A 24607-nucleotide genomic window follows, 5' to 3' on the forward strand; every position below is an offset into this window, starting at 1 on the left:
GTCTGATGTCAGACCTCTTTCCTTCTGTTTATGCTTCTTCCACTTTTACCAGGTGTTCCACTTTGCGAACCATACCCAGTACCTGCGGAGTTGCTTCTACTTCTTTAGTAGAGTTAGTCTTATTCAGACCCAAAGCTTTTAATGTCAGCTTTTGTCTTTCAGGTCTGTCAATCGGACTTTTTACTAATGTTATTTTAATCTTTTTCATACCCCAAATCCGCCGCAGCGGAGATCATTTATAGTTTCAAAAATTGTTGATCCATGTTCTGCAGTTGAAGTGTGCGACGCAACGAAGATGCCATAAAAAACAAATGCCGGTAACACAACTATCAACTTACGATATTAAAAGAGCAACTTATTTAAAGGAATCACCAACCTAAGTCTCCTTTTCAGGCTATCCATTAAATACTTTCTTCAAACCGAGAGAACGGGTCTTAGCCACGCTAATCGGTTCACGCAATAAAGCCAATGCTTTAAAAGTTGCTTTGATCACGTTGTGAGGATTAGCCGAACCCAAAGATTTAGCTAATACGTCCGTTACGCCAGCTGCTTCTAAAACGGCACGCATAGAACCTCCGGCGATCACACCAGTACCATGAGCAGCGGGTTTGATCAACACTTTCGCAGCGCCTTCCTTGGCCCACTGATCGTGAGGAACAGTACCATGCATCACAGGCACTTTGATCAAATTTTTCTTTGCATCTTCAATTCCTTTAGTAATTGCCTCCTGAACTTCCTTTGCTTTACCCAAACCATGACCTACAACGCCATTTCCATTACCAACAACTACCAATGCAGAGAAACTGAATGCACGGCCACCCTTCGTTGTTTTTACTACCCTGTTGATAGAAACAACTTTGTCTTTTAATTCCAGGTCCCCGGCTTTTACTCTGTTTAAATTAACTTTTGACATTATTTCAATTTGAAATTTGAAACTTGAATTTTGTTATTAGAATTGCAAACCACCTTCTCTTGCTCCATCAGCCACTGATTTTACCCGGCCGTGATATAAATAACCACCGCGGTCAAAAACCACCTCTTTCACACCAAGGTCAACTGCTTTACGGGCAATAGCTGCACCTACTAATTTGCTTTTATCAGACTTTGTTCCTGATTGAGCTTTGATATCTTTATCTTTTGTAGAAGACGCAGCGATGGTAGCGCCATTTGAATCATCAATCAATTGTGCGTAGATATCGCTGTTGCTTCTGAACACAGACAAGCGGGGCTTTTGAGAAGTACCACTAATTTTCTTACGAATATTATAGCGGATCTTTTGTCTTCTTGCTGTTTTAACTTTTGAGTTCATCTCTTTTTATTTTACAATCCTGATGCTGCCAGGATTCAATTTTCAAATTAATTATTTACCAGCTGCTTTACCTGCCTTCTTACGAACCACTTCACCCACATAGCGAACACCTTTTCCTTTGTAAGGCTCAGGCTTACGCAAGCTGCGCAATTTAGCAGCCACCTGACCGATTAATTGCTTATCGATACCTTCAAGGGTGATAATTGGGTTTTGGCCTTTCAACTGCTCGGCACTTACTTTCAACTCTTTTGGTATTTCGATCATGATATTATGCGAATAACCTAAAGCAAGATCCAATACATTGCCCTGGCTCGCGGCTTTAAAACCCACACCGATCAATTCCAGTTTTTTTGTATATCCTTCCGTAACACCTTTTACCTGGTTGGCGATCAATGCACGATACAATCCATGCATAGCACGGTGACGGATTTGATCAGTAGGACGGGCAACGATCACCTGGCCATCCTTCACTTCCACTTTAATATCGCGGTCAATTGTTTCTTTCAATTCACCTTTTGGACCTTTAACAGTTACCACATTGTCGTTACCTACTGTTACAGTAACACCTGCCGGAACTGTGATCACTTGTTTACCTATACGAGACATGTTAAATCAGTTTATTGTTATTATTTGAAATTGGTTGTTGACCGGTCAGCCTAGTATAGTTTCAGCTTAATGTATCAGCAACTTTTTATTTTTTACACCTATCCTTGTTAAAGAACGGTGACTCTATTAATACACGTAGCAAAGAACTTCACCACCTACATTCTGTGCCTTCGCTTCTTTATCTGTCATTACACCTTTAGAGGTAGACAGGATGGCTACACCTAAACCATTTTTCACACGGCGAAACTCAGCAGGTTTTGCATATTGACGCAAACCAGGACGGCTAATCCTTTCCATGCTTTGAATAGCAGGCTGTTTTGTAGAAGGATCGTATTTCAAAGCGATTTTGATAACGCCTTGTTTACTATCATCCTCAAATTTGTACTTCAGGATATAACCCTGGTTGTACAAAATTTCAGTCATCCGTTTTTTCAAATTAGAAGCAGGGATATCAACCACACGGTGACCCGCCATCTGCGCATTACGGATTCTGGTCAGGAAATCTGCTATAGGATCTGTTACCATTTTTATAAGAATTAAATCAGTTCTAAATTTTTGTGTTACAGGTTTCCGGTCTCCGGTTACTGCTTAACCAGCAACTGGGAACTGGCAACTTTTTACCAGCTTGCTTTTTTCAATCCTGGTATTTTACCATTCAAAGCCATATCTCTCAAGGCTACCCGGGAAATGCCGAAATAACGAACATAACCTTTGGGACGGCCGGTAAGCTGGCAACGGTTTTTCAACCGAACTTTTGAAGAGTTTTTTGGAAGTGCATCCAATGCTGACCAATCGCCGGCTTTTTTAAGCTCTTCACGTTTTGCAGCAAACTGCGCTACCATTTTCTCTCTTTTGCGCTGCCTGGCTTTAATTGATGTCTTAGCCATAGTTGTTTATTCTTTTTTAATTGAATTATTTTTTTGCGTTTTTGAAAGGCATTCCCAACTCTTTCAACAACTCGTATGCTTCCTCGTCAGTATTAGCTGTGGTAACGAAAGTGATGTCAAGACCAGTGATCTTATTCACTTTGTCGATATCGATCTCAGGGAAAATGATCTGCTCAGTAACACCCAATGTGTAGTTACCACGGCCATCGAATGCTTTTTCATTTACACCTTTGAAGTCACGAACACGAGGCAAAGCCACCGCGATCAGGCGATCCAGGAACTCGTACATCTTTACACCACGAAGAGTAACTCTTGCACCGATTGGCATGTTCTTACGCAGCTTAAAGTTGGAGATGTCTTTTTTAGACATCGTAGCTATCGCTTTTTGTCCGCTGATCGTTGTTAACTCATCCAGGGCGATATCTACCAATTTCTTGTCAGTCACGGCGCCGTTTACACCGCGGTTCAGACAAATCTTCTCCAGTTTAGGAGCCTGCATTACCGTTTGGTAGCTAAACTTTTTTACCAGAGCAGGTACAACTTCTTTTTTGTACTTATCTGCTAATCTCGGGGTATATGTTTTTGTACTCATATAATTCTATTATTGCCTGGCTTCAAAGAATCAGATCTTCTCTCCAGATTTTTTTGATACACGAACTGATTTACCTTCTGCTCTTTCTCTTTTCACCTTTGCAGGTGCTTTTGCTTTTGCATCCCACAGCATAACATTGCTGATATGAATAGGGGCTTCCGTTTTTACAATACCGCCTTTAGTGTTTTGAGCGGAAGGTTTTGTGTGCTTGGTGATGATATTTACACCTTCTACTAAAACCTTCGCTTTATCAATCAGCACTTCTTTTACAACACGGGGCTTAGACAAATCTTTATCATCGCCTGTGATAACCACTACGCTATCACCTTTCTTAATGTTGTACTTTGGTTTGAATCTTGTCTTCATTTTATTTTAAGCTTTGAGCTATGAGCTGTGAGCAGCGAGCTCTACACTATAGCAATGAAACTCTTTATTTTATTCACACGGCTCGTAGCTAAAGGCTCGTAGCTCGTAGCTTTCTTTATAATACTTCCGGAGCCAATGAAACGATTTTCATATAACCCTTATCACGAAGCTCTCTTGCTACGGGTCCGAATATACGGGTACCACGTGGCTCATCAGCCTGGTTTAAGATAACTACTGCATTGTCATCGAAACGGATATAAGAACCATCCTTACGACGAAGTTTGTTAGTGGTACGAACGATAACTGCTTTTGCAACAGTACCTTTTTTGATACCACCTGCAGGCAACGCATCTTTAATAGTAACAACGATTTTATCACCGATCCGGGCATAACGTTGTCCGCTGTTGCCCAATACACGGATACACAGTACTTCTTTGGCTCCACTGTTGTCCGCTACATTTAACCGGCTTTCTTGCTGAATCATTTTATTTAAGCTTTGAGCTCTTATCCGCCAGCCGGCGGATGCGAGAGCAGTTTAAACAATTATTAATCATTACGGCTCGTGTCCGCCAGCCGGCGGATCGTAGCTCGTAGCTGTTTTTATTTCACTTTCTCTACTACTTCCACCAGTCTCCAGCGTTTTGTTTTGCTCAGCGGACGGGTTTCCATGATCTTTACCACATCACCAATGCTGCACTCATTCTTGTCATCATGAGCATGGAACTTGGTAGTCTTTTTTACGAACTTACCATAGATAGGGTGTTTTACTTTTCTTTCCACAGCAACAGTGATGGTTTTTTCCATCTTATTGCTGGTAACAACACCTGTTCTTGTTTTTCTTAAATTTCTTTCTTCCATTTTATTAGCTTTTTATGCTTGCTGTTGCTTTAACTTCAATTCCGTTTGCAGGCGGGCAATATCCCGGCGTACTCCACGAATAGTCATAGGATTTTCCAATGGAGAAATAGCATGAGCAAACTCCAATTTTTTCAAACGAAGTTTTTCTTCTTCCAGCCGTGCTTTCAGATCACTCTCATTTAAGCTACGGATGCTTTTTACAAAATCTGCTTTCTTTGACATCGCTTATACGATTTATTAATTTATTACGCTGTAACCAGGTCTCTGCGTACAACGAACTTTGTTTTGATTGGTAATTTACCTGCGGCCAGTGCCAGTGATTCACGGGCTACCTGTTCGCTTACACCATCCACTTCAAAGATGATACGGCCTGGTTGCACCACTGCAGCCCAGAACTCGAGGTTACCTTTACCTTTACCCATCCTCACCTCTGCAGGCTTCTTGGTAATAGGCTTATCAGGGAAAATGCGGATCCACACATTACCTTCTCTTTTCATCTGGCGGGTCAATGCCTGACGGGCTGCTTCGATCTGACGGTCTGTGATCCAATGGCTGTCTAATGCTTTCAGGGCAAAAGAACCAAAAGAAATAGTAGTCCCTCTTTTCGCATCGCCTTTCATGCGACCTTTCTGCATTTTCCTATGTTTCGTTCTTTTCGGTTGTAACATTTTAAAAAGCTTTTAGCTTTTAGCTTCGAGCTTCGAGCTCTTGCCTAAATTTTGTTATCTACTTTTTATATCTCGTAGCTCGTATCCGCCAGCCGGCGGATTGTAGCTTTTTTCTTATCCTCTCCTGTCTCCACGGCCACCGCCTCTTCTATCACCGCCACCTCTCCTTTCATCACGACGGTCATGACCATGACGCTCATCTCTTCTCTCCCTTCTTTCGCCGCCACCCGGACCTTCACCTTTGCCACCGGCAATGAAGTTGGGGTTAAGATCTCTTTTGCTCAATACTTCACCTTTACAGATCCAAACTTTGATTCCAATCTTTCCGTAAACAGTTTGAGCAAACACACTTGCATAATCGATATCCATACGGAAAGTATGCAAAGGAACACGACCTTGTTTGAACTCTTCGCTACGGGCAATTTCAGCACCATTCAAACGACCACTCAGTTTAACCTTGATACCTTCTGCACCCATACGAAGTGAAGAAGCAATCGCCATCTTGGTAGCACGTTTGAAATTGATACGGTTTTCGATCTGGCGGGCAATAGTGTCGCCGACGATCATCGCATCCAGTTCAGGACGACGGATCTCAAGAATGTTGATTTGTACATCGTCTTTACCGGTAAGTTTTTTCAACTCTTCCTTGATACGATCTACTTCACCACCACCTTTACCGATAATGATACCAGGCTTAGACGTGTGGATAGTGATGATCAGTTTGCCAAGCGTTCTTTCAATAACGATCTTTGAAATACCGCCTTTGTTGATACGGGCATTCAGGTATGTCCTGATTTTATGATCCTCAATCAGCCTGCCAGCATAGTTCTTTTTATCAGCGTACCAGTTAGACTCCCATCCACGGATGATACCTAACCTGTTACCAATCGGATTTGCTTTTTGACCCATGTTTATTGGTTATTCGTTAATGAGTTTAATTTTTTACTTCTTTTGTGTCAACGATCACGGTAACGTGATTGCTGCGTTTGCGAACGCGGTAGCCACGACCCTGAGGAGCCGGACGCATACGCTTCAATGTCCTGGCACCATCCACAAAAATGGTTTTCACTACCAGTTGACTTTCATCACCGCCTTCATTTTTTTGTTTCCAGTTGCTGATAGCACTCAACACCAGTTTACGCAGGGGAACTGCAGGGTGTTTAGGATTGTGCTCCAATTCGGCCAATACTTTCTCAACTTTCTGACCGCGGATCAGATCAGCCAACAAACGCATTTTGCGGGGCGATGTGGGATAATTTCTCAGTTTTGCTACTGCTTCCATTTATTTAGTTTTTAGTTCGGAGCCCGGAGTCAGAAGTGATTCCCAACTCCTGACTAGCGACTCACGACTATTTTATTAATCTCCTTTCTTGCTTGAGTGTCCTTTGAAGTGACGGGTTGGGGCAAACTCTCCAAGTTTATGACCAACCATGAACTCCGTTACATACACAGGTATGAATTTATGTCCGTTGTGCACAGCAAAAGTGTGACCCACAAAATCAGGTGTGATTGTAGAGCGACGGCTCCACGTTTTGATAACACCTTTTTTGTTTTTGCCTTCGTTGATCGCAACCACCTTTGTTTCAAGATGAGCCGCTACATAAGGACCTTTTTTAATCGAACGAGCCATGTTTATGACGTTGTTTTATTAATGTTATTATTTAGCGATCTTGCTTCCGTTCTTACGTTGAATGATCAGTTTATCGCTACCTTTTCCTTTTGTTCTTGTCTTAAGACCTCTTGAGTATTGGCCATTTCTGCTACGAGGCTGACCACCTGAAGCCTTACCTTCACCACCACCCATCGGGTGATCTACCGGGTTCATTGCCACACCACGGTTTCTTGGCTTGATACCTTTCCACCTGTTACGACCAGCTTTACCCATGCTTTGCAGGTTATGGTCGCTATTGCTTACAACGCCTACTGTTGCATAGCAGTTGATCAATACTTTTCTTAACTCACCAGAAGGCATTTTCAATACAGCGTATCTTTCTTCTTTGTTAGTCAGCTGAGCAGAAGAACCTGCACTGCGGGCCAACTTACCACCCTGGCCAGGCTGCATTTCAATGTTATGCACGTTAGTACCTAAAGGCATATTTTTCATCTGCAGCGCATTTCCTACTTCAGGAGCTACTGCATCACCGCTTTCAACCGTTGCACCAACCTGCAATCCTTGTGGGGCAAGGATGTAACGTTTTTCACCATCAGCATAATTCACCAATGCGATGAAGGCTGTACGGTTTGGATCATATTCAATAGACGCTACGGTTGCAGCACCTTTTTTATTACGCTTAAAGTCGATGATACGATATTTCTGCTTGTGACCACCGCCTCTATAACGCATAGACAAGTGACCAGAAGAGTTACGACCGCCGGTTCTTGGCTTTGCCTCTACCAGGCTTTTTTCAGGTACGTTGGTAGTTACTTCGGCAAATGCATTACCGATTCTCCAACGTGTACCGGCTGTAATGGGTTTAAATTTTCTTAATGCCATTTTTAAATTTCTTTTGCCCCTATCCCCTGAAGGGGAATGAAGCTTTCTGTTTTGTTTCAACACTTCGCGGCGGTTGTTTGCCTTACTTCTCTCCCTCCTTTGGAGGGAGTTGGAGGGAGGTTTTAAATGTTAGAATACAGATCGATTGTTTCTCCCTCTGCCACTGTTACATAAGCTTTTTTGTAAGAAGGCTTGCGGCCTGATATTACACCGGCTTTTGTAAAACGGCTTTTATTTTTACCAGGGGCCACAGTAGTGTTTACATCAATTACGTTGACACCGTAAAAGCTTTCTACTGCTTTTTTGATCTCCAGTTTATTTGCTTTCTTAGCCACTTTGAAAGCATAGCGGCGCAGTTTTTCCTGCTGTGCATTTGCTTTTTCTGTCAAAATGGGTTTTACTAATACTTCAGAAAGTTTCATGTATCTCTCTTTAGAATGTTTTTAATTATGCTTCTGCCTTTTCTTCTTCCTCTGAAAAAATCTTTGCTGCACTCTCGGTCAATATCAATACTTCAGAATTTACAATATCATAGGTATTGATATCAGCCAGCAATACTCCCAATACTGAAGGAACATTGCGGATGGACAACTGGAGACTTTCGTTGTATTCAGGTAAAATGAACATAGCTTTTTTATCAGCTACCTTCAAACTACCCATGATATCCATGAAGGTTTTTGTTTTGGGTGCATCCAGTTTTATGTCCTCAACTACGACGATTGCATTTTCCTTTGCCTTGCTGGCCAATGCAGAAATCTTAGCCAGGTCTTTTACTTTACGGTTCAATTTGAAATCGTAAGCATGTGGCTTGGGTCCGAAGATGGTACCACCACCCTTGTATAAAGGGTTACGGATATTACCCTTACGGCTTCCACCAGTACCTTTTTGACGATGCAGTTTGCGGCTGGCACCCTGTACTTCAGCACGGGTCTTCACCTTGTGTGTTCCCTGGCGCTGAGCTGCGAGGTATTGCTTTACCGCCAGGTAAACCACGTGGCTGTTAGGCTCAATACCGAAAATATCTTCGGGCAGCTCAACTGATCTGCCTGTTTTCTTTCCTTTTATATCTAATACTTCAACTTGCATTTTCTTTTCTTTTTAGGTTTCAGAACCGGTTTTTTTGAACTCCTTATTTCTGAATTAAAACAATAGATCCGTTGTGACCCGGTACAGAACCGCTAACCAGGATATAATTCTGCTCAGGGAATACTTTAACCACCTTTAAACCTTTCAGTTTAACACGATCATTTCCCATACGGCCTGCCATCTTCATTCCTTTCATTACACGGCTGGCGTCAGAAGAGTTACCCAAAGAACCCGGAGCTCTTTGACGATCGTGCTGACCGTGAGACTGCTGACCAACACCATGGAAACCATGACGTTTAACAACGCCTTGGAAACCTTTACCCTTTGTAGTGCCAATTACTTCAACCTTATCGCCTTCGGCGAAAATGTCAACAGTAATCGTGTCACCAATATTTTTTTCGAGAGAGGAATCGCGGAATTCTTTAGAAAATCTTTTAGCCGGAGTGCTGGCTTTTGCGAAGTGATTTTTTTCTGACTTTGTAACGCGGCTTTCTTTTTTGTCGCCGAAAGAAACCTGAAGTGCATTGTAGCCATCAGATTCAATTGTCTTAACCTGTGTAACTACGCAGGGGCCTGCTTCAATAATCGTACAGGCGGTTTGCTTGCCCGAGGGATCGAAGATGCTGGTCATCCCAATTTTTTTTCCAATAATACCTTTCATTGTTTGTACAGTTTTTAGCCTGCAGGATTATTGGGACAACCTTGTACGTTCCGACGAATCGGAAGGTTTCAATCCCCGTTTGCTACCGACCTTTTCCTTTATGGGGAAGTACCGGCAGTAAACAAACCCTGAATGGCTTGTTTTATGTTAATGTATCAGAGCTCTTTTCTATGATCCGCTGCGCGGGCATTTTTGAGAGATGACAATAATTTATTTTATAAGAACTTTTGTGCTTTCAGGCTCCAACTCCTTCTCCGCCTTCGGCGGACTGGGATGGGCCGTTAGGCTTTAATCTCAACTTCTACACCACTTGGCAAATCCAATTTGCTCAACGCATCTACCGTACGGCTCGAAGAAGTGTAAATGTCCAGCAGGCGCTTATGTGTAGCCAACTGAAACTGCTCACGACTCTTTTTATTTACGTGTGGGGAACGCAATACCGTAAAGATCTTTGTACGTGTAGGCAACGGAATAGGACCTGTTACTACAGCACCTGTGCTGCGAACAGTTTTTACGATTTTCTCTGCAGATTTATCTACCAGGTTGTGATCGTAAGACTGTAATTTGATTCTGATTCGCTGAGACATTGTGTAAAACCCAATTTTCTTTTGGGAGTGCAAAGGTAGGGGGACGAATGTAAATGGGCAAAGTTTTAAGAACTTTTTTTCGGCTGGGGAAAAAATAATTCAAATGCCTTACTCCCAGCATTTGAGCCTGATATATCATCTTACTTATTGAAACCGAATTTATTTGTGGATATTTCCTAACGCCTGTTGGTAGCGGGTGACTGTTCGCTGCCCTTTAAGGGTTATTTATTTTTTTTAATCCCAGGCTTAGTGTAGCAAAGCCACCTAGCTCAAGATGTTCTACTAAAAATGTATGCCTCCCACCCAGCAAAAGTTTTATTTTCCTGTGGGGCGATTCATCAAACTTGTATAGTGCCGGGTTCCATTCGTCGATCAATAGCTTTCCATCCACGTATAACCGCACGGCATCGTCCCATGTTAATCCCAATTCATACTCCCCTTTCTCCAGCACCGCCTCACCTTCAGCAACTGTGATAAATTGCTTGTAGTGATCTTCTGCCTTCAGGCCACCCCACCAGGCATAATCCAGCTTTTTAACCTGTTCTTTTTTGATAGGCTGCATTCGCACATTCGGAGGAAAGAGTTCGCCGCTTGTAATCGGGTTGTGAACGGTAGTATCGAGGGCAAACCACCTTACCTGGAAATTGACCGGTTGGAAAAATTTACTGAATGAAAATTGGTATGGCTTTCCCGCCGGTATCATTTGTCCCAATGGCGTTGTGATTCGATCACCGATATATTCCAATTGTATCAAGATATCTGTTTTATCGCCCTGGATTTTAGTAGCTGTAATACTGGAAGGAAATGTGCCGTTCATTGCAGATATATCTTTCACTCCTTTGAAACTTTTAAGTCTCCATTTTCCTTTTGGCCCCACCAAATCAAATTTTAAAATATCGGTGCTATCAGTCGGGTTCGTGTTCCAGATAATAGGCGACCGAAAATCATAAGGCCCCCATTCGTTTACCAGGATATTTTTCCGGCCAGCAAGTCTGCCACTGCCCTTAAAAGGATCATTAGGTTTACTAACTGCTGGAATCGAAATGTCCTTCTCCCCCTCCTCCACTTTTTTCACTAAATCATAATTGATAGCCGTGTCAAGACCAACAACTGTCGAATCAGTTTTATAAACCGTATCGCTTCCCGCAATAGTATTGCTAAACACATTCAACCCCTCTGTACGATTGAGATTTAAGACGATCGGATTGCTATTAAAACTATTGGAAATAATAGTGTAATCATGGCTTTTTGTGTCCCTGTATTTGGCATATCCCCAATTGGCGGGCTGTTCTTTTCTTGCCCAGAGTTTAATGGCCTCTTTGTCTTTTGAAAAAAGGTTATGCGTAATGGTATTGTTTTGACCATGCTCAATAGCAATAGCAATACGGTTGTCCCGGAACTTATTGTCACTAATTGTGGATTCGAAGCTATAACCGCCCCAAATACCGTGATCACATTCGAAAACCCGGTTATCCTTTATGATGTTGCGGCTGAATGTCACTTCAATACCATTTGTAGGGGCGTAGGAAAAGTCGTTCCCAATAATCATATTATCGTTGCACCCACCTTTCCCTGTGTCCATGGTGGTTTGTCCCGCCCAAAGAAAGAAACCATCTCCCCCGTGCGTAACATTGTTTTTATAAAAAAGATTCCCGCTGCTTTGCTCATACACCAATATACCCGCACTGTCTTGTCCGCGGTTGTAGACTCCATGACTATACCCTCTTACGTTAAAAATGACGCGGTTATACATCACCTTGTTTCCGCTGCTGCGATACATACCGATGCCGATTCCTGAATTGAACGAAAAATCATTGTTGTAGATCAAGCCATCGTTACACTCCATCATCATCAATGCGTTTTGCCCTCCTGTCACTTTGCAGCTTGTGATCGTGACAGCACTACAACTCCGCAAATACATGGCGGCACCATAGCGAAGCCATTCGTCTTTTTCATTTTGATGATAGCTCATCCAGTCAGAAATATCTTCTTTTTCCTGGGTGCTGTTTAGATGCCTCCGGTAATTATAGCTGAAATCACAATTTTCGAGTGTTAATTTTTCAACGTTAGTGGCTAACAAAGCCACTTTGTATCCCTTTGCCTTTAAATTTTTGAGCGTTACATTTTTACTGTTCCTAACTATAAGGCCTATCCCGAAAAATTCATCCGGGTTAAGCTTTTTATTACTTCCTTTCAGTTCAGCATTATTAAAATCAATGATAATATTATCGCCTTCAACAATAATATTGGACGATTGATTGGAACCTGACGGAGCATCTAATTTATAAATGGCCTTCTTAATTTTTACCGAACGGGTGATCGTCATTCCTTTTATCAAAACCTTTTCCTGGCCGCGAATTGTTACGTTTAGCAATAGCGAAAGAAAAAAAACAGGAATTGTTTTCATTCGTAAATTTTTGATTTGATTTTGGCCGAATGGAACTTACCATGATAATCCGCCGCGGCGGACCCTAGTGTGATATAATGAAAATTTTATCATGGACGTTTCATCATGAATATGAACTTAACCGGGTTAGTGATTCAGCATCAGCGATTCAAGATACAAAAGGGAGGGAAATGAAAAAAGGCTCAAGATTGAGCCCTTAACCTTTAAGATTTTCGCTTTTCATAAAATGGCTATTGTAGCCTTAATGTCAGGATTTTTAAAAACGGAGTGAGTTCCGGCCGCAAAATCTGCAAAATGAATGCCATGTTTAGGAAATCTGCTTGATTGAGATTAACTAATTCAACTATTTTAAAAAGAAAGTCCTGCTTTTTGAAAACAGGACTTCTTTCTTTTCTTTTTTTAGGCATATCTGCGCTATAGCTTTATAAACTTGATCACGGCAGGCTGTCCGTTCCTTCTTCTCAGTATGGCAGTATAAAAGCCGTTGGCCAGGTGACCTATATTAATGCTGACCGTGGTTTTATTTTTTATAGTAAAGTTGGCCAGTTTCTTCCTTCCGTCCATGTCAAAAATTTCCAGTGTTTCCCAATTGTCCGACAGTTTCAGCGTATCTATTATGAAGCTACCTCTGGTTGGATTTGGATACAAACGAATACCTAAACTGCTGCCGGGCACAGGATCTATTGCGGTAACGACTGTGTATGTAAATCCTGCTAAGGTGGCTGTTCCACCCGGAGTTGTAACACTCACATTACCTGAAGCACCTGATCCGACAACTGCTGTAATGCTTGTTGATGAGTTAACTGTAAATGATGTTGCGGCTATTCCTCCAAAGCTTACGGCCGTTGCGCCAGTAAAGTTGGTACCTGTTATTGTTATTGATGCTCCTGCCCCGCCGCTTGTGGGAGTGAAAGAAGTTATCGTTGGCTGAGGAATAAATGTAAATCCAGCCAGTGTCGCTATGCCTCCTGGCGTAGTAATACTTACGTTCCCTGATGCTCCAGCTCCAACAACTGCTGTGATGCTTGTTGGTGAATTAACGGTAAAGGATGTTGCGGCTATTCCTCCGAAACTTACTGCTGTCGCCCCGGTAAAGCTGGTACCTGTTATTGTTACTGACGCTCCTGCTGCTGCACTCGTAGGTGTGAATGAAGTTATCGTTGGCTGAGGAGTAAATGTAAACCCGGCCATTGTCGCTATACCGCCCGGCGTAGTAACACTTACATTTCCTGACGCTCCGACTCCGACAACAGCTGTGATGCTTGTTGCCGAATTAACCGTAAATGATGTGGCGGCTATTCCTTCGAAACTTACTGCTGTCGCCCCGGTAAAGTTGGTACCTGTTATTGTTACTGACGCTCCTGCTGCGGCACTCGTAGGCGTAAATGAAGTTATCGTTGGCTGAGGAATAAATGTAAATCCAGCCAGTGTCGCTATGCCTCCTGGCGTAGTAACACTTACATTTCCTGATGCACCTGTACTTACAACTGCTGTAATGCTTGTTGATGAATTAACCGTAAATGATGCGGCAGCTATTCCTCCGAAGCTTACAGCAGTTGCCCCGGTGAAGTCGGTCCCCGTAATTGTTATTGATGCTCCTGCTGCAGCACTCGCAGGAGTGAATGAAGTTATCGTTGGCTGAGGAATAAATGTAAATCCAGCCAGTGTCGCTATGCCTCCTGGCGTAGTAACACTTACATTTCCTGATGCACCTGTACTTACAACTGCTGTAATGCTTGTTGATGAATTAACCGTAAATGATGCGGCAGCTATTCCTCCGAAGCTTACAGCAGTTGCCCCGGTGAAGTTGGCACCTGTTATGGTTACTGACGCCCCTGCTGCTGCACTCGTAGGTGTAAATGAAGTTATCGTTGGCTGAGTACTATTGACTATTGTTTGCAGGATATTTGTTTTGACTGGTAAATTAAAATCAAAATAAATTGACGCAGAGTTTTTGATAATATCTCCGGTTGCAAGGCTTGTTTTAGGTTTGACCCGATAAATAATATAGCCATGACTCAATGGTTCATTTGCTACGGAATCGACCAATTTTATATTGGAAAATGTCCATTCAATTTGATTTTTATTCTTTATAATTGTTTTATAAGAATGACTAGCTGCCACCATTTGAAAACTGGCCCAATCCAGTTTATTATCTAAAGTATCTCTCACAAAAATGTTAAACGCCGTATCATTGCCGGTATTCTGAAAACGGATGATATAATTGATATACATTCCCTGCGATACCTGTTTGGCAGAAACAAACCCACCCAGATTTTCTGCTTTATCGTTTGGATCATAAGAAGCGACCACCCATTGTATTACCCTCGCAGTATCGTCTGTGGGATCAATATCTCCAACCGTTGGAGTAATCACAGCCATTGATTCAAGTTTGTCATTGATGTTTATGGCTGGCGGCGCCTTCACTGCCAATTTTAGTTGAATTGTTGAAGCCTCAAAAGGTTTTAATGAAGAGTAATTCCATTTAAGTGTATCACCTGCTGACGAACTAATAGCAGGTATCGCAGATACAAAATTTAATCGGCTGTCTTTTATAAATTTGACTTGTCCCGACGTAATAGTATCGGTACCCTTATTACCATATTTAATTAAGTAAGATATTGGGAAACCGGGACGTGCCGGGTTTAATGGAACAGCACTTATTGTCAGATTTCGTTTAGACGGAATTGCTGTTATTGTAAAATCGGCAATAAAAATCTTATTATAAGCATTTACGTTTACCACTTTAGTCTCAGCAGTAGAGTAGTATGGACTTTGTGAATCATAGGTAACCGTATAAACTCCCGTATCAAGACTTAATTGGTATGTGCCGTCAAACGGAACCGTCGCATACTCTTTTCCCGGTTTGACAGCTTTAACTATTCCACCACTAATGGGGCGAGGATAGATGAGAGTACCATTTAATTCTGCGATAGTGCCCAACTGTACGATGTAACCATCTGTGCTATCACTTCCGCCGTTATTACTTTTACCAAAACCTGTTACCACATATTTAGCAGGCGAAATAAAATGAGCCCTGGTTGCGAATTCGTTTCTGTTGGTTCCCATTGTCTTCTGCCAAATCAATGCACCATCTTTATTAACGTTAAGAAGCCATGCATCTGCAGCACCTGCTTTGTTTGTCACATCACCATTAGACGATTCGGTAAATCCGGCTACCAAAAATCCATCTTCTGGCATTTTATCAACCGAAAACCCTTGTTCGTTCAGTGTTCCCCCAAAACCTTTGGACCAAATTGTATTGCCGTTATTCTTATCAATTTTTATCACCCACAGGTCCGAATTGCCTTTAATTCCGTTGGACAGAACACTGCCTGATTGTGCATAACCGGTAAGTGTTAAAGAACTATCAGCATTCAATATAATACTCCGGAATTCTTCATTACCGGGGCCACCAATCGCCCTTTGCCATACCAGGTCTCCATCACTGTCAATTTTAAATACCCAGCCATCCGAACCACCGTTATTGCCGGTCAAATCTCCATTGCTGGACTGAGAAGTGCCGGCAACAATGTAACCGTCGTCATCAGTTGGTAAAATAGAATATGCAAAGTCCTCACCAGTGCCGCCGTAGCACCTCGCCCACTGAATAGTACTGTTTGCTGCAATTTTTACTACCCATACATCAGCGGAATCGACGCCATGTTTTCCTGTAACCGGGCCATCGTTTGAATTAGTATAACCAGTGAGAATAAACCCTCCATCAGAGGTCGGTTGAATACTGTAGGCCCTGTCAACCCCACTGCCGCCATAGGCATTATCCCATATTAATGTGCCGGCGGCATTGTAAGCAGCTACAATAAAATCAGAAGTCGACTTGCCAAATCCTGCCGCAACATAAAGGCCATCAGGAGATTTGCAAACAGAAGTAAACCCACTATTATGGGTGTATAACCCTCCTTTTTCAAGAACACGATTCCAGACTCTGTTTCCAGAGGTGTCTACCATGGCAATCCATGGCCTGCCCTTTAAATTTTTTGACAGAGCTTCACTTTTATTAAACCCATAACCCGTATCCACTCCAACGATTACATAATTTCCGTCGGTATGAATTTTACTATCATAAATGAGTTCTTCCGTGGACGAAAAAGCAGTACCCAGGTATTTCGTGGATACTATACCTGGCGCTTGTGAAAAGCAGAACGTAGCCCAAAAATTGAAAAACAGAATTAAAGAGAAAAGCAAATAAAACTTAAATGTAAAAATGTCACGGGGAAATCGACTCAAAGAGTAAGGATAAAGTTTAGTCATAGCAGCGTATATAATTTGGGCAATAAAAATATACAATACCCTGAAACTTTTATAGCAAACACGTTAATTTAAAATCATGCACAAACATAAAATCCTGCTTTTAGCAAGCAGGATTTTATGAATAGAAATTATTCCTTATGCACTCACCTTCCCCTTCACCTTTGCAATCACTTCCTCAGCAGCCTCACCCTTCCGTCCCTCTCCAAAAGGAGAGGGAAACTACATCGCCATTCTATTAAGCACTTACTTTGCCTTTAACCTTTGCGATTACTTCCTCAGCTATGTTGTTTGGTGCAGGATTGTAGTGAGAGAACTCCATGGTAGAAGATGCACGACCAGAGCTCAATGAACGAAGCTGGGTTACATAACCAAACATTTCGCTCAATGGTACTTTAGCTTTAATTACTTCAGCACCTGCTCTTGTATCCATACCTTCCATCATACCACGACGACGGTTAAGGTCACCGGTTACATCACCCATGTATTGCGCAGGCGTGATTACTTCTACTCTCATGATCGGCTCCAGCAAAACAGGTTTTGCTTTTCTTGCTGCTTCACGGAAACCTTGCTTAGCACAAAGCTCGAAAGACATCGCATCAGAGTCAACCGCGTGGAAGCTACCGTCAAATACACGGATCTTCATATTGTCAACGGGATAGCTGGCCAATACACCGGTAGTCATTGACTGCTCAAATCCTTTTTGTATAGCAGGAACAAATTCACGGGGGATAGATCCACCGAAAAGATCGTTCACAAACTGGTAGTTCTTATCAGGATTTTCAGCTTTCCATTCTGCATCTACCGGTCCAAGGCTGAATTGGATGTCGGCAAATTTACCGCGACCACCCGTTTGCTTTTTCAATGTCTCACGGTGTTCAACTGTGGCATTGAATGCTTCTTTATAAGCCACCTGGGGCGCACCCTGGTTTACTTCTACTTTGAACTCACGGCGCATACGATCAATGATGATCTCCAGGTGAAGCTCACCCATACCGCGAAGAATGGTTTGACCGGTATCCTCATCTGTATTTACACGCAGTGTAGGATCTTCTTCCACCAGTTTAGAAATAGCCATACCCATTTTATCTACGTCAGCCTGTGTTTTTGGTTCTACTGCCACGGCAATAACCGGCTCAGGGATGAACATATTCTCCAGGGTGATCGGGTGATTTTCATCGCATAAAGTATCACCGGTTTTGATCTCTTTAAAACCAACTGCTGCACCAATATCACCAGCTTCGATAAAATCGATTGGGTTTTGTTTGTTGGCAAACATCTTCATGATACGGCTGATACGTTCTTTCTTACCACTTCTTACGTTCAGCACATAAGAACCGGCATCCAGGTGACCGGAGTAACAACGGAAGAAAGCCAAACGACCCACAAATGGATCGGTCATGATCTTAAAGGCCAATGCTGCAAAAGGCGCCTTAGGATCAGCTTTACGGGTTTCCTGTTCACCAGTGTCGGGATTTGTACCAACTGTATCAGGAATATCAATCGGTGAAGGCAGGTAACGGCAAACGGCGTCCAATGCAGTTTGTACCCCTTTATTTTTGAAAGAAGAACCACACATCATTGGAACAATGCTAAGGTCAACTGTTGCTTTACGAATTGCTTCATGGATCTCATCTTCGCTGATGCTATTCGGATCTTCAAAAAACTTCTCCATCAGGGTATCATCATACTCAGCCACTGCTTCTACAAGGTTAGCCCTCCATTCTTGTGCTTCTTCAACCATGTCAGCAGGGATCTCAATTTCATCAAAGGTCATTCCCTCCGTTTCCATATGCCAGATGATACCTTTCATTTTGATCAGGTCTACCACACCTTTGAAATTGTCTTCAGCACCGATAGGTAACTGAAGAGGCACTGCTTTAGAACCCAGCATTTCTTTTACCTGCTTTACTACCATCAGGAAGTCAGCACCCGAGCGATCCATTTTGTTTACGAAACCTATACGGGGGACACCATAACGGTTGGCCTGGCGCCAAACTGTTTCAGACTGGGGCTCAACACCGTCAACCGCTGAGAACAGGGCGATCAAACCATCCAGTACACGCATAGAACGCTCTACCTCCACAGTAAAGTCCACGTGACCCGGAGTATCAATAATGTTGAAAGAATATTTTTTGGTGTCGGCAGTTGCTTTACCCAATACGGTCGGGAAATTCCACTGGCAGCTTACGGCAGCCGACGTGATCGTAATACCTCTCTCCTTTTCCTGTTCCATCCAGTCGGTAGTAGCTGCACCATCATGCACCTCACCAATACGGTGGATCATACCGGTGTAGCGGAGGATACGCTCCGTAGTAGTGGTTTTACCGGCATCGATGTGAGCCGCAATACCAAAGTTTCTTTGAAATTTTAAGTCTGCCATTTTGTTATTAATTGTGTGTATTTTTTGTTTGACCGGCTTCAGGTCCCTGATCAGCGCCTGTTGCGTCGCACACTTCAGGGTTCTGGCCGTTTTTCGGCTGTAAATTGACGGGCATAGCTCGCCAATTTTTAGGGCGCAAAGGTAGGGGAAATCAGCAAAATTTAAAGGATTAAATATTGATTAACCCTGGCTGTGGAAAACTGGTTTCAGCACTAATTTTCAGTCTTGTGATTTTCTTCCCGACAGTAATATCCAGACTTCCAACGCTAAATTATCAACCGTAATTCTTAGCCAAACAGGTAAGCAATATCTTCCTCGCTCAAAGCTTTTACAAAGCCTTCGTCTGCCGAGACCAGGTCTTCTGCCAATTGCTTTTTCTTTTGCTGCAGCTTAATAATTTTTTCCTCGATGGTGTCCTTGCAAATCATTTTATAGGCAAACACATTTTTAGTTTGCCCAATCCGGTGAGTGCGATCAATGGCCTGTTGTTGTACAGCTGTATTCCACCATGGGTCAAAAAGAAATACATAATCCGCCGCCGTAAGAGTAAGCCCGGCATTACCGGCTTTCAGGCTTATCAGGAATAAATGCACCTTATTATCTTCCTGCTGAAAAGCATTGACCATTTCCGTCCGTTTAGCCGGTGGCGTTTGACCGTCAAAATGATAATAGGAAATGCCTTCCTTATCACATTCAGTAGCCAGTAAGTCCAGCATGGTGCTGAATTGTGAAAACACCAGCGCTTTATGATTTGGGAGAATGTTTTTTAACTCTTCCAGCAACACATCGGTCTTTACCGATTCCTGACAGGTTTGTTCATCTTCGGGTAATAGTAGGGGTGAATTACAAACCTGCCTCAACTTCAATATGCCCTGTATCACGGCCAACTTACTTTTAGCAAGACCCTGTGTTTTTATGTCAAGGAAAAGGCTGCTTCTGATCTGCTCTTTTATATTGTCGTATAACTCCCTCTGCACCGGACTCATATCGCACCACAGAATAGATTCTGTTTTTTCGGGTAAATCACCTGCTACCTGCTCTTTGGTACGTCTTAAGATAAAGGGTGCGGTCAATTTTTGAAGAGCCCATATCTTTTCTTCATCGCCAAAGCGGTCAATTGCATCTGCATACTCCCGTTTAAAGAATTCACGGCTGCCAAACATACCCGGCAATACCATATTCAACTGCGAATAAAGGTCGAATGTGTTATTGACAACTGGTGTTCCGCTAAGCGCCATGCAGATCGTTGCCTGTATGGAAGTAACAACCTTTGTTATTTGTGCTGATGGATTTTTAATATTGTGGCTTTCATCGATAATTGCAACGCCGTAAGTCTGCGAAAGCAAACTTTCAGCATCCGCTCTTAATGTACCGTAGGTTGTAATGATGACATGAGTATTGTGTTGTTGTAATAGTTCCGGTTTGCGCTGGTTACCATGATAGACAACAACACCTATGGATGGCGCAAATTTTTCCAGTTCCTGTTGCCAGTTATAAACGAGCGACGAAGGACAAATGATAATATGTTTGGCCGCCGGGCTCCTTTCTATTTTGCTTGCCAGGAAACAAATAGCCTGTATGGTTTTACCCAGTCCCATATCATCAGCCAGGCATCCACCGGCGCCGGCTTCATCCAACAACATCATCCATTCAAAACCTTTTTGCTGGTAAGGCCGAAGAGAGACGTTTGCGGTACGGGGAACAGGGTAAACCTGTTCCTTACCCCCTTGCCATTGTTGCCAGCGAAGCCACCAGTCTTTTTTAATGACGCCGTTCAAAATACGATCCTCTGTTGTTGTATTATTTTCAGTTGCGGCCTGCAGTTCATTAATGGCCATCCACCGGGCGATAGTAATTTCGTTTTTGCCGACCTTCCCGTGTTTGATAATCGTTGAATATTTCTTCAACCATTCTTCACCCAGCACACCCATACTTCCATCTTTCAACAATACGGCTCTTTGACCCGCCAGTAAAATTTTTTGAAGTTCAGGTAAAGGAATCTCTTCTTTACCGAATCTTACCCTTAATGCCAGCGTCACCGCTTTTTCATTTTCATGCAACTGCTTAATTTCTGTTTCAGCGGTATGTGACGAATAACGAAAATGCTTTAGCATATCCATCCCCAGCAGCTCAATACCCGAGGTCAATAAATGATGATAGGCTTTTAAAAACCATTGCTTCTTTTGTGCATCGGCAAAAGAGAGATAATAATAACCATTTCGTTGATTAGGGAAATTGGGATGCAGCGACTCCAGCAGTTGCAAAAAATGTTTTTCAGCCTGCTCACTTCTTTTCACGACAAATGCTTCGCCCTTTTGCAAAAATTTAGCCGTCTCGTTATATGGGCCTTCTACGACATAACCCTCATACATCCACTGTGGCGTAAGCATCAGGAACGTATTATTTAGCTCACTAAGCATTACCCGGTTAATGGGTATACTTTCTATTTCCTGCTGGTCAAAAAGATTGTTTCGGACTACAGTATAATTTTTTTCCAGCTCGGCTAAAATCTGTTGCGATAATGCGGTTGCATCCAGGGCATATTGTTCAGGCTTTTGTTGTGCAAGCCACTCCAGCGTTTGATAATCCCGATAGCTGAGAATAAAATATTCATTATTGCTCTCGAGCAAAAAATAATGACGGACAAAATCGGTGTTACGGTAATCAGTTCCGTTAATGTTAATATGGGTCACCAATTGCAACCTCTCTCCTTCCTGTACTACTTCAAATTTCAGTTGCGGCCTGAATTCGCTAAACCGGCAGGGCACCGTGGAAAAATGCTTGTTAACGTTTAGCTGTTTGGTATGGTACCATTTCGTCAAGGATGCAAACGGCTTTATCCCTTCCATCAACTGGTGATAATGCCGCAATATTGCCTGGCGCAAATAAGCCGGGTAAGCCACTCCTGCTTTTTGTTTTGTATGACGCTGCTTTATTTCTTTTTTGGCATTCTCGATCGCCTCTCTCCCAAATTCTTTGAACTGCAGGTGTACTTGTTTGGGCAGATCGGGAAATAATGACCTTAATTCGACAGGGTTAACATCACCCAGCTCATAATTTAAAGACGCATTATTTTTTACTATACGAAGTGTCTGAAGAATAATATGAGTTTCCAGCAACTTATGGGGAGATAATAAAAACGCCAGCCTTGGAATCTCTTTATTTTTCATGAATGTAAAGGATTAATCACCGCACTAAAAGAAAGCGGCAAACTTATAACTTAACCCGAAAAAAGAAAAGTGGGATTTTTTTGAGTTATCGGTTACCAGTTATCAGTAACTGGAGATTGCCAACTGCAGACAAACTCATTACAGTCAACCTTTCCGTCTTATTTCTGTTAAACTGTACAACAAAATAATATGAAAGTAGAGATTTGGTCAGATATAATGTGCCCTTTTTGTTATATCGGAAAACGCCGTTTCGAAGCAGCTCTCAAACAATTTCCCTATAAGGAAGACATTGAAGTGGTCTGGAAAAGTTTCCGGTTGAATCCTGCCATGAAGACCGATCCCGGTAAAAACATTAATCAATACCTGGCCAGGATAAAGGGATGGACCGTAGAGCAAGCTAAACAAGTGAACGAGCATGTCACCCAAATGGCCCGCGAGGTTGGTCTCCACTACGACTTCGATAAAGCAATAGTCGCTAATTCTTTTGACGCTCACCGATTGATACAACTCGCCAAAGCAAATGGCAAAGGAGACGAAATGGAGGAACGGCTGTTCAGCGCCTATTTCATAGAGGGTAAGGACACTTCCAATCATGAAACGCTGATTCTTCTTGGTACTGAAGTCGGCCTTAACGCTGCGGACATTCAAAAAATGCTTGCCAGTCATGAATACGCCGAATATGTTGAACGGGATATTTATGAATCGCAGCAAATAGGGGTGCGAGGGGTACCTTATTTTGTCTTCAACGACAGGTATGCGGTAACAGGTGCTCAGGCCAGCGAGACATTTCTCGGTGCTCTAACAAAGGCCTGGGGTGAGTGGGAAAAGCAACAAAGCGAATTGAAAGAGATCGGTGGCGATGTGGAAGCCTGCAAGCCCGGCAAAAACTGTGTTTAGTTAAAAGGACAAGAGCAACTTTTTACAGTAAAATAACCAATCAAATTGTTCTGCCGGCACAGACTACCGATCATTTTTTACACCTTGAGAAAGGCGGGACTGCAAGTACAAATCCGTAGTTTCTTTCCTTATCGATGGGGAAAGAACAAAAGCTGCAAAAAAAATTCATTTAATTAGTATTGGAATGTGAATCATTATTAACTTCAATACTTAATTAATTCTTTTTCATCATTAACTCCAAAATCTTGTAGTATGCCCTCTAAAAAGAAAGCGAAAGCAAGACCTGCTCCGCGAAAAAAAGCAGCTAAAAAATCACCGGTAAAGAAAAAAGCCGCACCTAAAAAAGCTGTTAAAAAAGTAGCTCTAAAAAAGAAAGCTGCTAAAAAATCGCCGGCTAAAAAAAAGGCGGCGCCTAAAAAAGCTGCGAAAAAAATAGCTGTGAAAAAGAAAACAGCAAAAAAAGTGGCAGTGAAAAAGAAAGCGGTGAAAAAAGCTGTAAAGAAGGTGGTGGTGAAAAAAGTGGCACCCAAGAAAAAGGCAGCGGCTCCGAAGAAGAAAGCAGCAGTAAAAAAAGCAGCTCCTGAAAAAATGGAAGTTGTTCCTGCAGTAATAGTAACAGAAACTTATGTTGCAGAGGAAATGCCGTCTCCTACCAACGCATTTGATGTGTCAGAGGTTGATACAGAAACAACCGAAAGCGATAATCGTGATGAAGAAAATGGTGAACAGTATTCATAGGAATTAATAAAAAATAGCTTAAACCGCCTTGTACTACAGGGCGGTTTTTTTATGCCTTTCTTTCGGATGATACATTTATAAATGCAAAAAGCCATTCCGTAAATACGAAATGGCTTTAAGGATAAATGTGCTTGTATCTTTTACACTCTGAAATGAGCGAAAGCTTTGTTAGCTTCAGCCATACGGTGTGTATCTTCTTTTTTCTTGAATGCAGCGCCTTCACCTTTGCTGGCAGCTACGATCTCGTTAGCTAATTTGTCAGCCATGCTACGACCGTTTCTTTCACGGCTATAGCGGATAAGCCATTTAATGCTCAAAGATATTTTCCTATCCTGGCGAACTTCAGAAGGAATCTGGAAAGTAGCACCACCAATACGGCGGCTACGAACTTCTACACCGGGGCTCACATTTGCCAAAGCTCTCTTCCAAACCTCGTATCCATCTTCGTTGGTTTGCTTAGCAACTTTTTCCAACGCCTCATAGAAAATTGTAAAGGCTCCACTTTTCTTTCCTTCCCACATGAGGTTGTTGACAAAACGGGTAACCAGTTTGTCGTTGAACTTAGGATCTGGAGCTAACGGGAGTTTCTTTGCTTGTGCTTTCCGCATGACTTATTCTTAATTACGTAT

Annotated in this window: 27 protein-coding genes; 2 read left to right on the forward strand and 25 right to left on the reverse strand. The window is 42.5% G+C overall.

Going from position 1 to position 24607, the window contains the following annotated elements; translation table 11 throughout:
• Positions 1-28: 28 nt before the first annotated feature.
• The 24 genes from rpmD to P2W73_RS21960 form a co-directional block, all read right to left on the reverse strand.
• Positions 29-208, reverse strand: coding sequence for a 50S ribosomal protein L30 (gene rpmD / locus P2W73_RS21845; protein WP_276504234.1), 180 nt, complete (start codon positions 206-208; stop codon positions 29-31).
• A 186-nt stretch (positions 209-394) separates the two neighbouring features.
• Complete coding sequence (gene rpsE / locus P2W73_RS21850) at positions 395-913, reverse strand: 30S ribosomal protein S5 (protein ID WP_276504235.1); 519 nt, start codon at positions 911-913, stop codon at positions 395-397.
• Between the two features lie 36 nt (positions 914-949).
• Positions 950-1309: a 50S ribosomal protein L18 gene (gene rplR, locus P2W73_RS21855; protein WP_276504236.1), complete on the reverse strand. Its 360-nt coding sequence runs from the start codon at positions 1307-1309 to the stop codon at positions 950-952.
• A gap of 51 nt (positions 1310-1360) precedes the next feature.
• Entirely contained in the window at positions 1361-1915 is a 555-nt protein-coding gene (gene rplF, locus P2W73_RS21860) for a 50S ribosomal protein L6 (protein WP_276504237.1), read from the reverse strand.
• 126 nt (positions 1916-2041) lie between these two features.
• Positions 2042-2440, reverse strand: coding sequence for a 30S ribosomal protein S8 (rpsH, locus tag P2W73_RS21865; RefSeq protein WP_276504238.1), 399 nt, complete (start codon positions 2438-2440; stop codon positions 2042-2044).
• Between the two features lie 92 nt (positions 2441-2532).
• Complete coding sequence (rpsN, locus tag P2W73_RS21870) at positions 2533-2802, reverse strand: 30S ribosomal protein S14 (RefSeq protein ID WP_276504239.1); 270 nt, start codon at positions 2800-2802, stop codon at positions 2533-2535.
• A 25-nt stretch (positions 2803-2827) separates the two neighbouring features.
• Complete coding sequence (gene rplE / locus P2W73_RS21875; RefSeq protein ID WP_276504240.1) at positions 2828-3394, reverse strand: 50S ribosomal protein L5; 567 nt, start codon at positions 3392-3394, stop codon at positions 2828-2830.
• Between the two features lie 30 nt (positions 3395-3424).
• Positions 3425-3760 carry a 50S ribosomal protein L24 gene (gene rplX / locus P2W73_RS21880; protein ID WP_276504241.1) on the reverse strand — a complete coding sequence of 112 codons (336 nt, stop codon included), beginning with the start codon at positions 3758-3760 and terminating at the stop codon, positions 3425-3427.
• A gap of 115 nt (positions 3761-3875) precedes the next feature.
• Positions 3876-4244: a 50S ribosomal protein L14 gene (gene rplN / locus P2W73_RS21885; protein ID WP_276504242.1), complete on the reverse strand. Its 369-nt coding sequence runs from the start codon at positions 4242-4244 to the stop codon at positions 3876-3878.
• 116 nt (positions 4245-4360) lie between these two features.
• Positions 4361-4618 carry a 30S ribosomal protein S17 gene (gene rpsQ / locus P2W73_RS21890; protein ID WP_276504243.1) on the reverse strand — a complete coding sequence of 86 codons (258 nt, stop codon included), beginning with the start codon at positions 4616-4618 and terminating at the stop codon, positions 4361-4363.
• Positions 4619-4630: 12 nt separating this feature from the next.
• Positions 4631-4840, reverse strand: a complete 210-nt coding sequence (rpmC, locus tag P2W73_RS21895; RefSeq protein WP_276504244.1) for a 50S ribosomal protein L29 — start codon at positions 4838-4840, stop codon at positions 4631-4633.
• A gap of 23 nt (positions 4841-4863) precedes the next feature.
• Positions 4864-5286, reverse strand: coding sequence for a 50S ribosomal protein L16 (rplP, locus tag P2W73_RS21900; RefSeq protein WP_276504245.1), 423 nt, complete (start codon positions 5284-5286; stop codon positions 4864-4866).
• 114 nt (positions 5287-5400) lie between these two features.
• The gene (gene rpsC / locus P2W73_RS21905; protein ID WP_276504246.1) at positions 5401-6195 is read right to left on the reverse strand and encodes a 30S ribosomal protein S3; all 795 of its coding nucleotides are present in this window, start codon (positions 6193-6195) and stop codon (positions 5401-5403) included.
• A 25-nt stretch (positions 6196-6220) separates the two neighbouring features.
• Positions 6221-6568, reverse strand: coding sequence for a 50S ribosomal protein L22 (rplV, locus tag P2W73_RS21910; RefSeq protein WP_276504247.1), 348 nt, complete (start codon positions 6566-6568; stop codon positions 6221-6223).
• A gap of 75 nt (positions 6569-6643) precedes the next feature.
• A complete protein-coding gene (gene rpsS / locus P2W73_RS21915; RefSeq protein WP_276504248.1) occupies positions 6644-6916 on the reverse strand; it encodes a 30S ribosomal protein S19 in 273 nt (90 codons plus the stop codon).
• 27 nt (positions 6917-6943) lie between these two features.
• On the reverse strand, positions 6944-7780 hold the full coding sequence (rplB, locus tag P2W73_RS21920) for a 50S ribosomal protein L2 (RefSeq protein WP_276504249.1): 837 nt from the start codon (positions 7778-7780) through the stop codon (positions 6944-6946).
• A gap of 122 nt (positions 7781-7902) precedes the next feature.
• Positions 7903-8202, reverse strand: coding sequence for a 50S ribosomal protein L23 (gene rplW, locus P2W73_RS21925; protein WP_276504250.1), 300 nt, complete (start codon positions 8200-8202; stop codon positions 7903-7905).
• Positions 8203-8227: 25 nt separating this feature from the next.
• Positions 8228-8866, reverse strand: a complete 639-nt coding sequence (gene rplD / locus P2W73_RS21930) for a 50S ribosomal protein L4 (RefSeq protein WP_276504251.1) — start codon at positions 8864-8866, stop codon at positions 8228-8230.
• A 43-nt stretch (positions 8867-8909) separates the two neighbouring features.
• Positions 8910-9527 carry a 50S ribosomal protein L3 gene (rplC, locus tag P2W73_RS21935; RefSeq protein WP_276504252.1) on the reverse strand — a complete coding sequence of 206 codons (618 nt, stop codon included), beginning with the start codon at positions 9525-9527 and terminating at the stop codon, positions 8910-8912.
• Between the two features lie 281 nt (positions 9528-9808).
• Positions 9809-10114, reverse strand: a complete 306-nt coding sequence (gene rpsJ / locus P2W73_RS21940) for a 30S ribosomal protein S10 (protein ID WP_038097842.1) — start codon at positions 10112-10114, stop codon at positions 9809-9811.
• Positions 10115-10328: 214 nt separating this feature from the next.
• Entirely contained in the window at positions 10329-12521 is a 2193-nt protein-coding gene (locus tag P2W73_RS21945; protein ID WP_276504253.1) for a right-handed parallel beta-helix repeat-containing protein, read from the reverse strand.
• Positions 12522-12935: 414 nt separating this feature from the next.
• Positions 12936-16793: a DUF7619 domain-containing protein gene (locus P2W73_RS21950; protein WP_276504254.1), complete on the reverse strand. Its 3858-nt coding sequence runs from the start codon at positions 16791-16793 to the stop codon at positions 12936-12938.
• A 235-nt stretch (positions 16794-17028) separates the two neighbouring features.
• The gene (fusA, locus tag P2W73_RS21955) at positions 17029-19173 is read right to left on the reverse strand and encodes an elongation factor G (RefSeq protein ID WP_276504255.1); all 2145 of its coding nucleotides are present in this window, start codon (positions 19171-19173) and stop codon (positions 17029-17031) included.
• Positions 19174-19460: 287 nt separating this feature from the next.
• Positions 19461-22343 carry a DEAD/DEAH box helicase gene (locus P2W73_RS21960; RefSeq protein ID WP_276504256.1) on the reverse strand — a complete coding sequence of 961 codons (2883 nt, stop codon included), beginning with the start codon at positions 22341-22343 and terminating at the stop codon, positions 19461-19463.
• Between the two features lie 189 nt (positions 22344-22532).
• Between P2W73_RS21960 and P2W73_RS21965 the strand changes: the two genes are divergently transcribed.
• Positions 22533-23240, forward strand: coding sequence for a DsbA family oxidoreductase (locus P2W73_RS21965; RefSeq protein WP_276504257.1), 708 nt, complete (start codon positions 22533-22535; stop codon positions 23238-23240).
• A 252-nt stretch (positions 23241-23492) separates the two neighbouring features.
• Complete coding sequence (locus tag P2W73_RS21970) at positions 23493-23978, forward strand: hypothetical protein (RefSeq protein WP_276504258.1); 486 nt, start codon at positions 23493-23495, stop codon at positions 23976-23978.
• Between the two features lie 140 nt (positions 23979-24118).
• Here P2W73_RS21970 and rpsG read toward each other — a convergent pair whose 3' ends face one another.
• On the reverse strand, positions 24119-24586 hold the full coding sequence (gene rpsG, locus P2W73_RS21975; protein WP_276504259.1) for a 30S ribosomal protein S7: 468 nt from the start codon (positions 24584-24586) through the stop codon (positions 24119-24121).
• Between the last annotated feature and the right edge of the window lie 21 nt (positions 24587-24607).

The sequence above is a fragment of the Terrimonas pollutisoli genome, assembly GCF_029360765.1.
GTDB lineage: Bacteria > Bacteroidota > Bacteroidia > Chitinophagales > Chitinophagaceae > Terrimonas_B > Terrimonas_B pollutisoli.

Coding starts and splice junctions, on each gene's coding strand:
- rpmD (WP_276504234.1), bottom strand. CDS start 208: ATGAAAAAGATTAAAATAACATTAGTAAAAAGTCCGATTGACAGACCT.
- rpsE (WP_276504235.1), bottom strand. CDS start 913: ATGTCAAAAGTTAATTTAAACAGAGTAAAAGCCGGGGACCTGGAATTA.
- rplR (WP_276504236.1), bottom strand. CDS start 1,309: ATGAACTCAAAAGTTAAAACAGCAAGAAGACAAAAGATCCGCTATAAT.
- rplF (WP_276504237.1), bottom strand. CDS start 1,915: ATGTCTCGTATAGGTAAACAAGTGATCACAGTTCCGGCAGGTGTTACT.
- rpsH (WP_276504238.1), bottom strand. CDS start 2,440: ATGGTAACAGATCCTATAGCAGATTTCCTGACCAGAATCCGTAATGCG.
- rpsN (WP_276504239.1), bottom strand. CDS start 2,802: ATGGCTAAGACATCAATTAAAGCCAGGCAGCGCAAAAGAGAGAAAATG.
- rplE (WP_276504240.1), bottom strand. CDS start 3,394: ATGAGTACAAAAACATATACCCCGAGATTAGCAGATAAGTACAAAAAA.
- rplX (WP_276504241.1), bottom strand. CDS start 3,760: ATGAAGACAAGATTCAAACCAAAGTACAACATTAAGAAAGGTGATAGC.
- rplN (WP_276504242.1), bottom strand. CDS start 4,244: ATGATTCAGCAAGAAAGCCGGTTAAATGTAGCGGACAACAGTGGAGCC.
- rpsQ (WP_276504243.1), bottom strand. CDS start 4,618: ATGGAAGAAAGAAATTTAAGAAAAACAAGAACAGGTGTTGTTACCAGC.
- rpmC (WP_276504244.1), bottom strand. CDS start 4,840: ATGTCAAAGAAAGCAGATTTTGTAAAAAGCATCCGTAGCTTAAATGAG.
- rplP (WP_276504245.1), bottom strand. CDS start 5,286: ATGTTACAACCGAAAAGAACGAAACATAGGAAAATGCAGAAAGGTCGC.
- rpsC (WP_276504246.1), bottom strand. CDS start 6,195: ATGGGTCAAAAAGCAAATCCGATTGGTAACAGGTTAGGTATCATCCGT.
- rplV (WP_276504247.1), bottom strand. CDS start 6,568: ATGGAAGCAGTAGCAAAACTGAGAAATTATCCCACATCGCCCCGCAAA.
- rpsS (WP_276504248.1), bottom strand. CDS start 6,916: ATGGCTCGTTCGATTAAAAAAGGTCCTTATGTAGCGGCTCATCTTGAA.
- rplB (WP_276504249.1), bottom strand. CDS start 7,780: ATGGCATTAAGAAAATTTAAACCCATTACAGCCGGTACACGTTGGAGA.
- rplW (WP_276504250.1), bottom strand. CDS start 8,202: ATGAAACTTTCTGAAGTATTAGTAAAACCCATTTTGACAGAAAAAGCA.
- rplD (WP_276504251.1), bottom strand. CDS start 8,866: ATGCAAGTTGAAGTATTAGATATAAAAGGAAAGAAAACAGGCAGATCA.
- rplC (WP_276504252.1), bottom strand. CDS start 9,527: ATGAAAGGTATTATTGGAAAAAAAATTGGGATGACCAGCATCTTCGAT.
- rpsJ (WP_038097842.1), bottom strand. CDS start 10,114: ATGTCTCAGCGAATCAGAATCAAATTACAGTCTTACGATCACAACCTG.
- P2W73_RS21945 (WP_276504253.1), bottom strand. CDS start 12,521: ATGAAAACAATTCCTGTTTTTTTTCTTTCGCTATTGCTAAACGTAACA.
- P2W73_RS21950 (WP_276504254.1), bottom strand. CDS start 16,793: ATGACTAAACTTTATCCTTACTCTTTGAGTCGATTTCCCCGTGACATT.
- fusA (WP_276504255.1), bottom strand. CDS start 19,173: ATGGCAGACTTAAAATTTCAAAGAAACTTTGGTATTGCGGCTCACATC.
- P2W73_RS21960 (WP_276504256.1), bottom strand. CDS start 22,343: ATGAAAAATAAAGAGATTCCAAGGCTGGCGTTTTTATTATCTCCCCAT.
- P2W73_RS21965 (WP_276504257.1), top strand. CDS start 22,533: ATGAAAGTAGAGATTTGGTCAGATATAATGTGCCCTTTTTGTTATATC.
- P2W73_RS21970 (WP_276504258.1), top strand. CDS start 23,493: ATGCCCTCTAAAAAGAAAGCGAAAGCAAGACCTGCTCCGCGAAAAAAA.
- rpsG (WP_276504259.1), bottom strand. CDS start 24,586: ATGCGGAAAGCACAAGCAAAGAAACTCCCGTTAGCTCCAGATCCTAAG.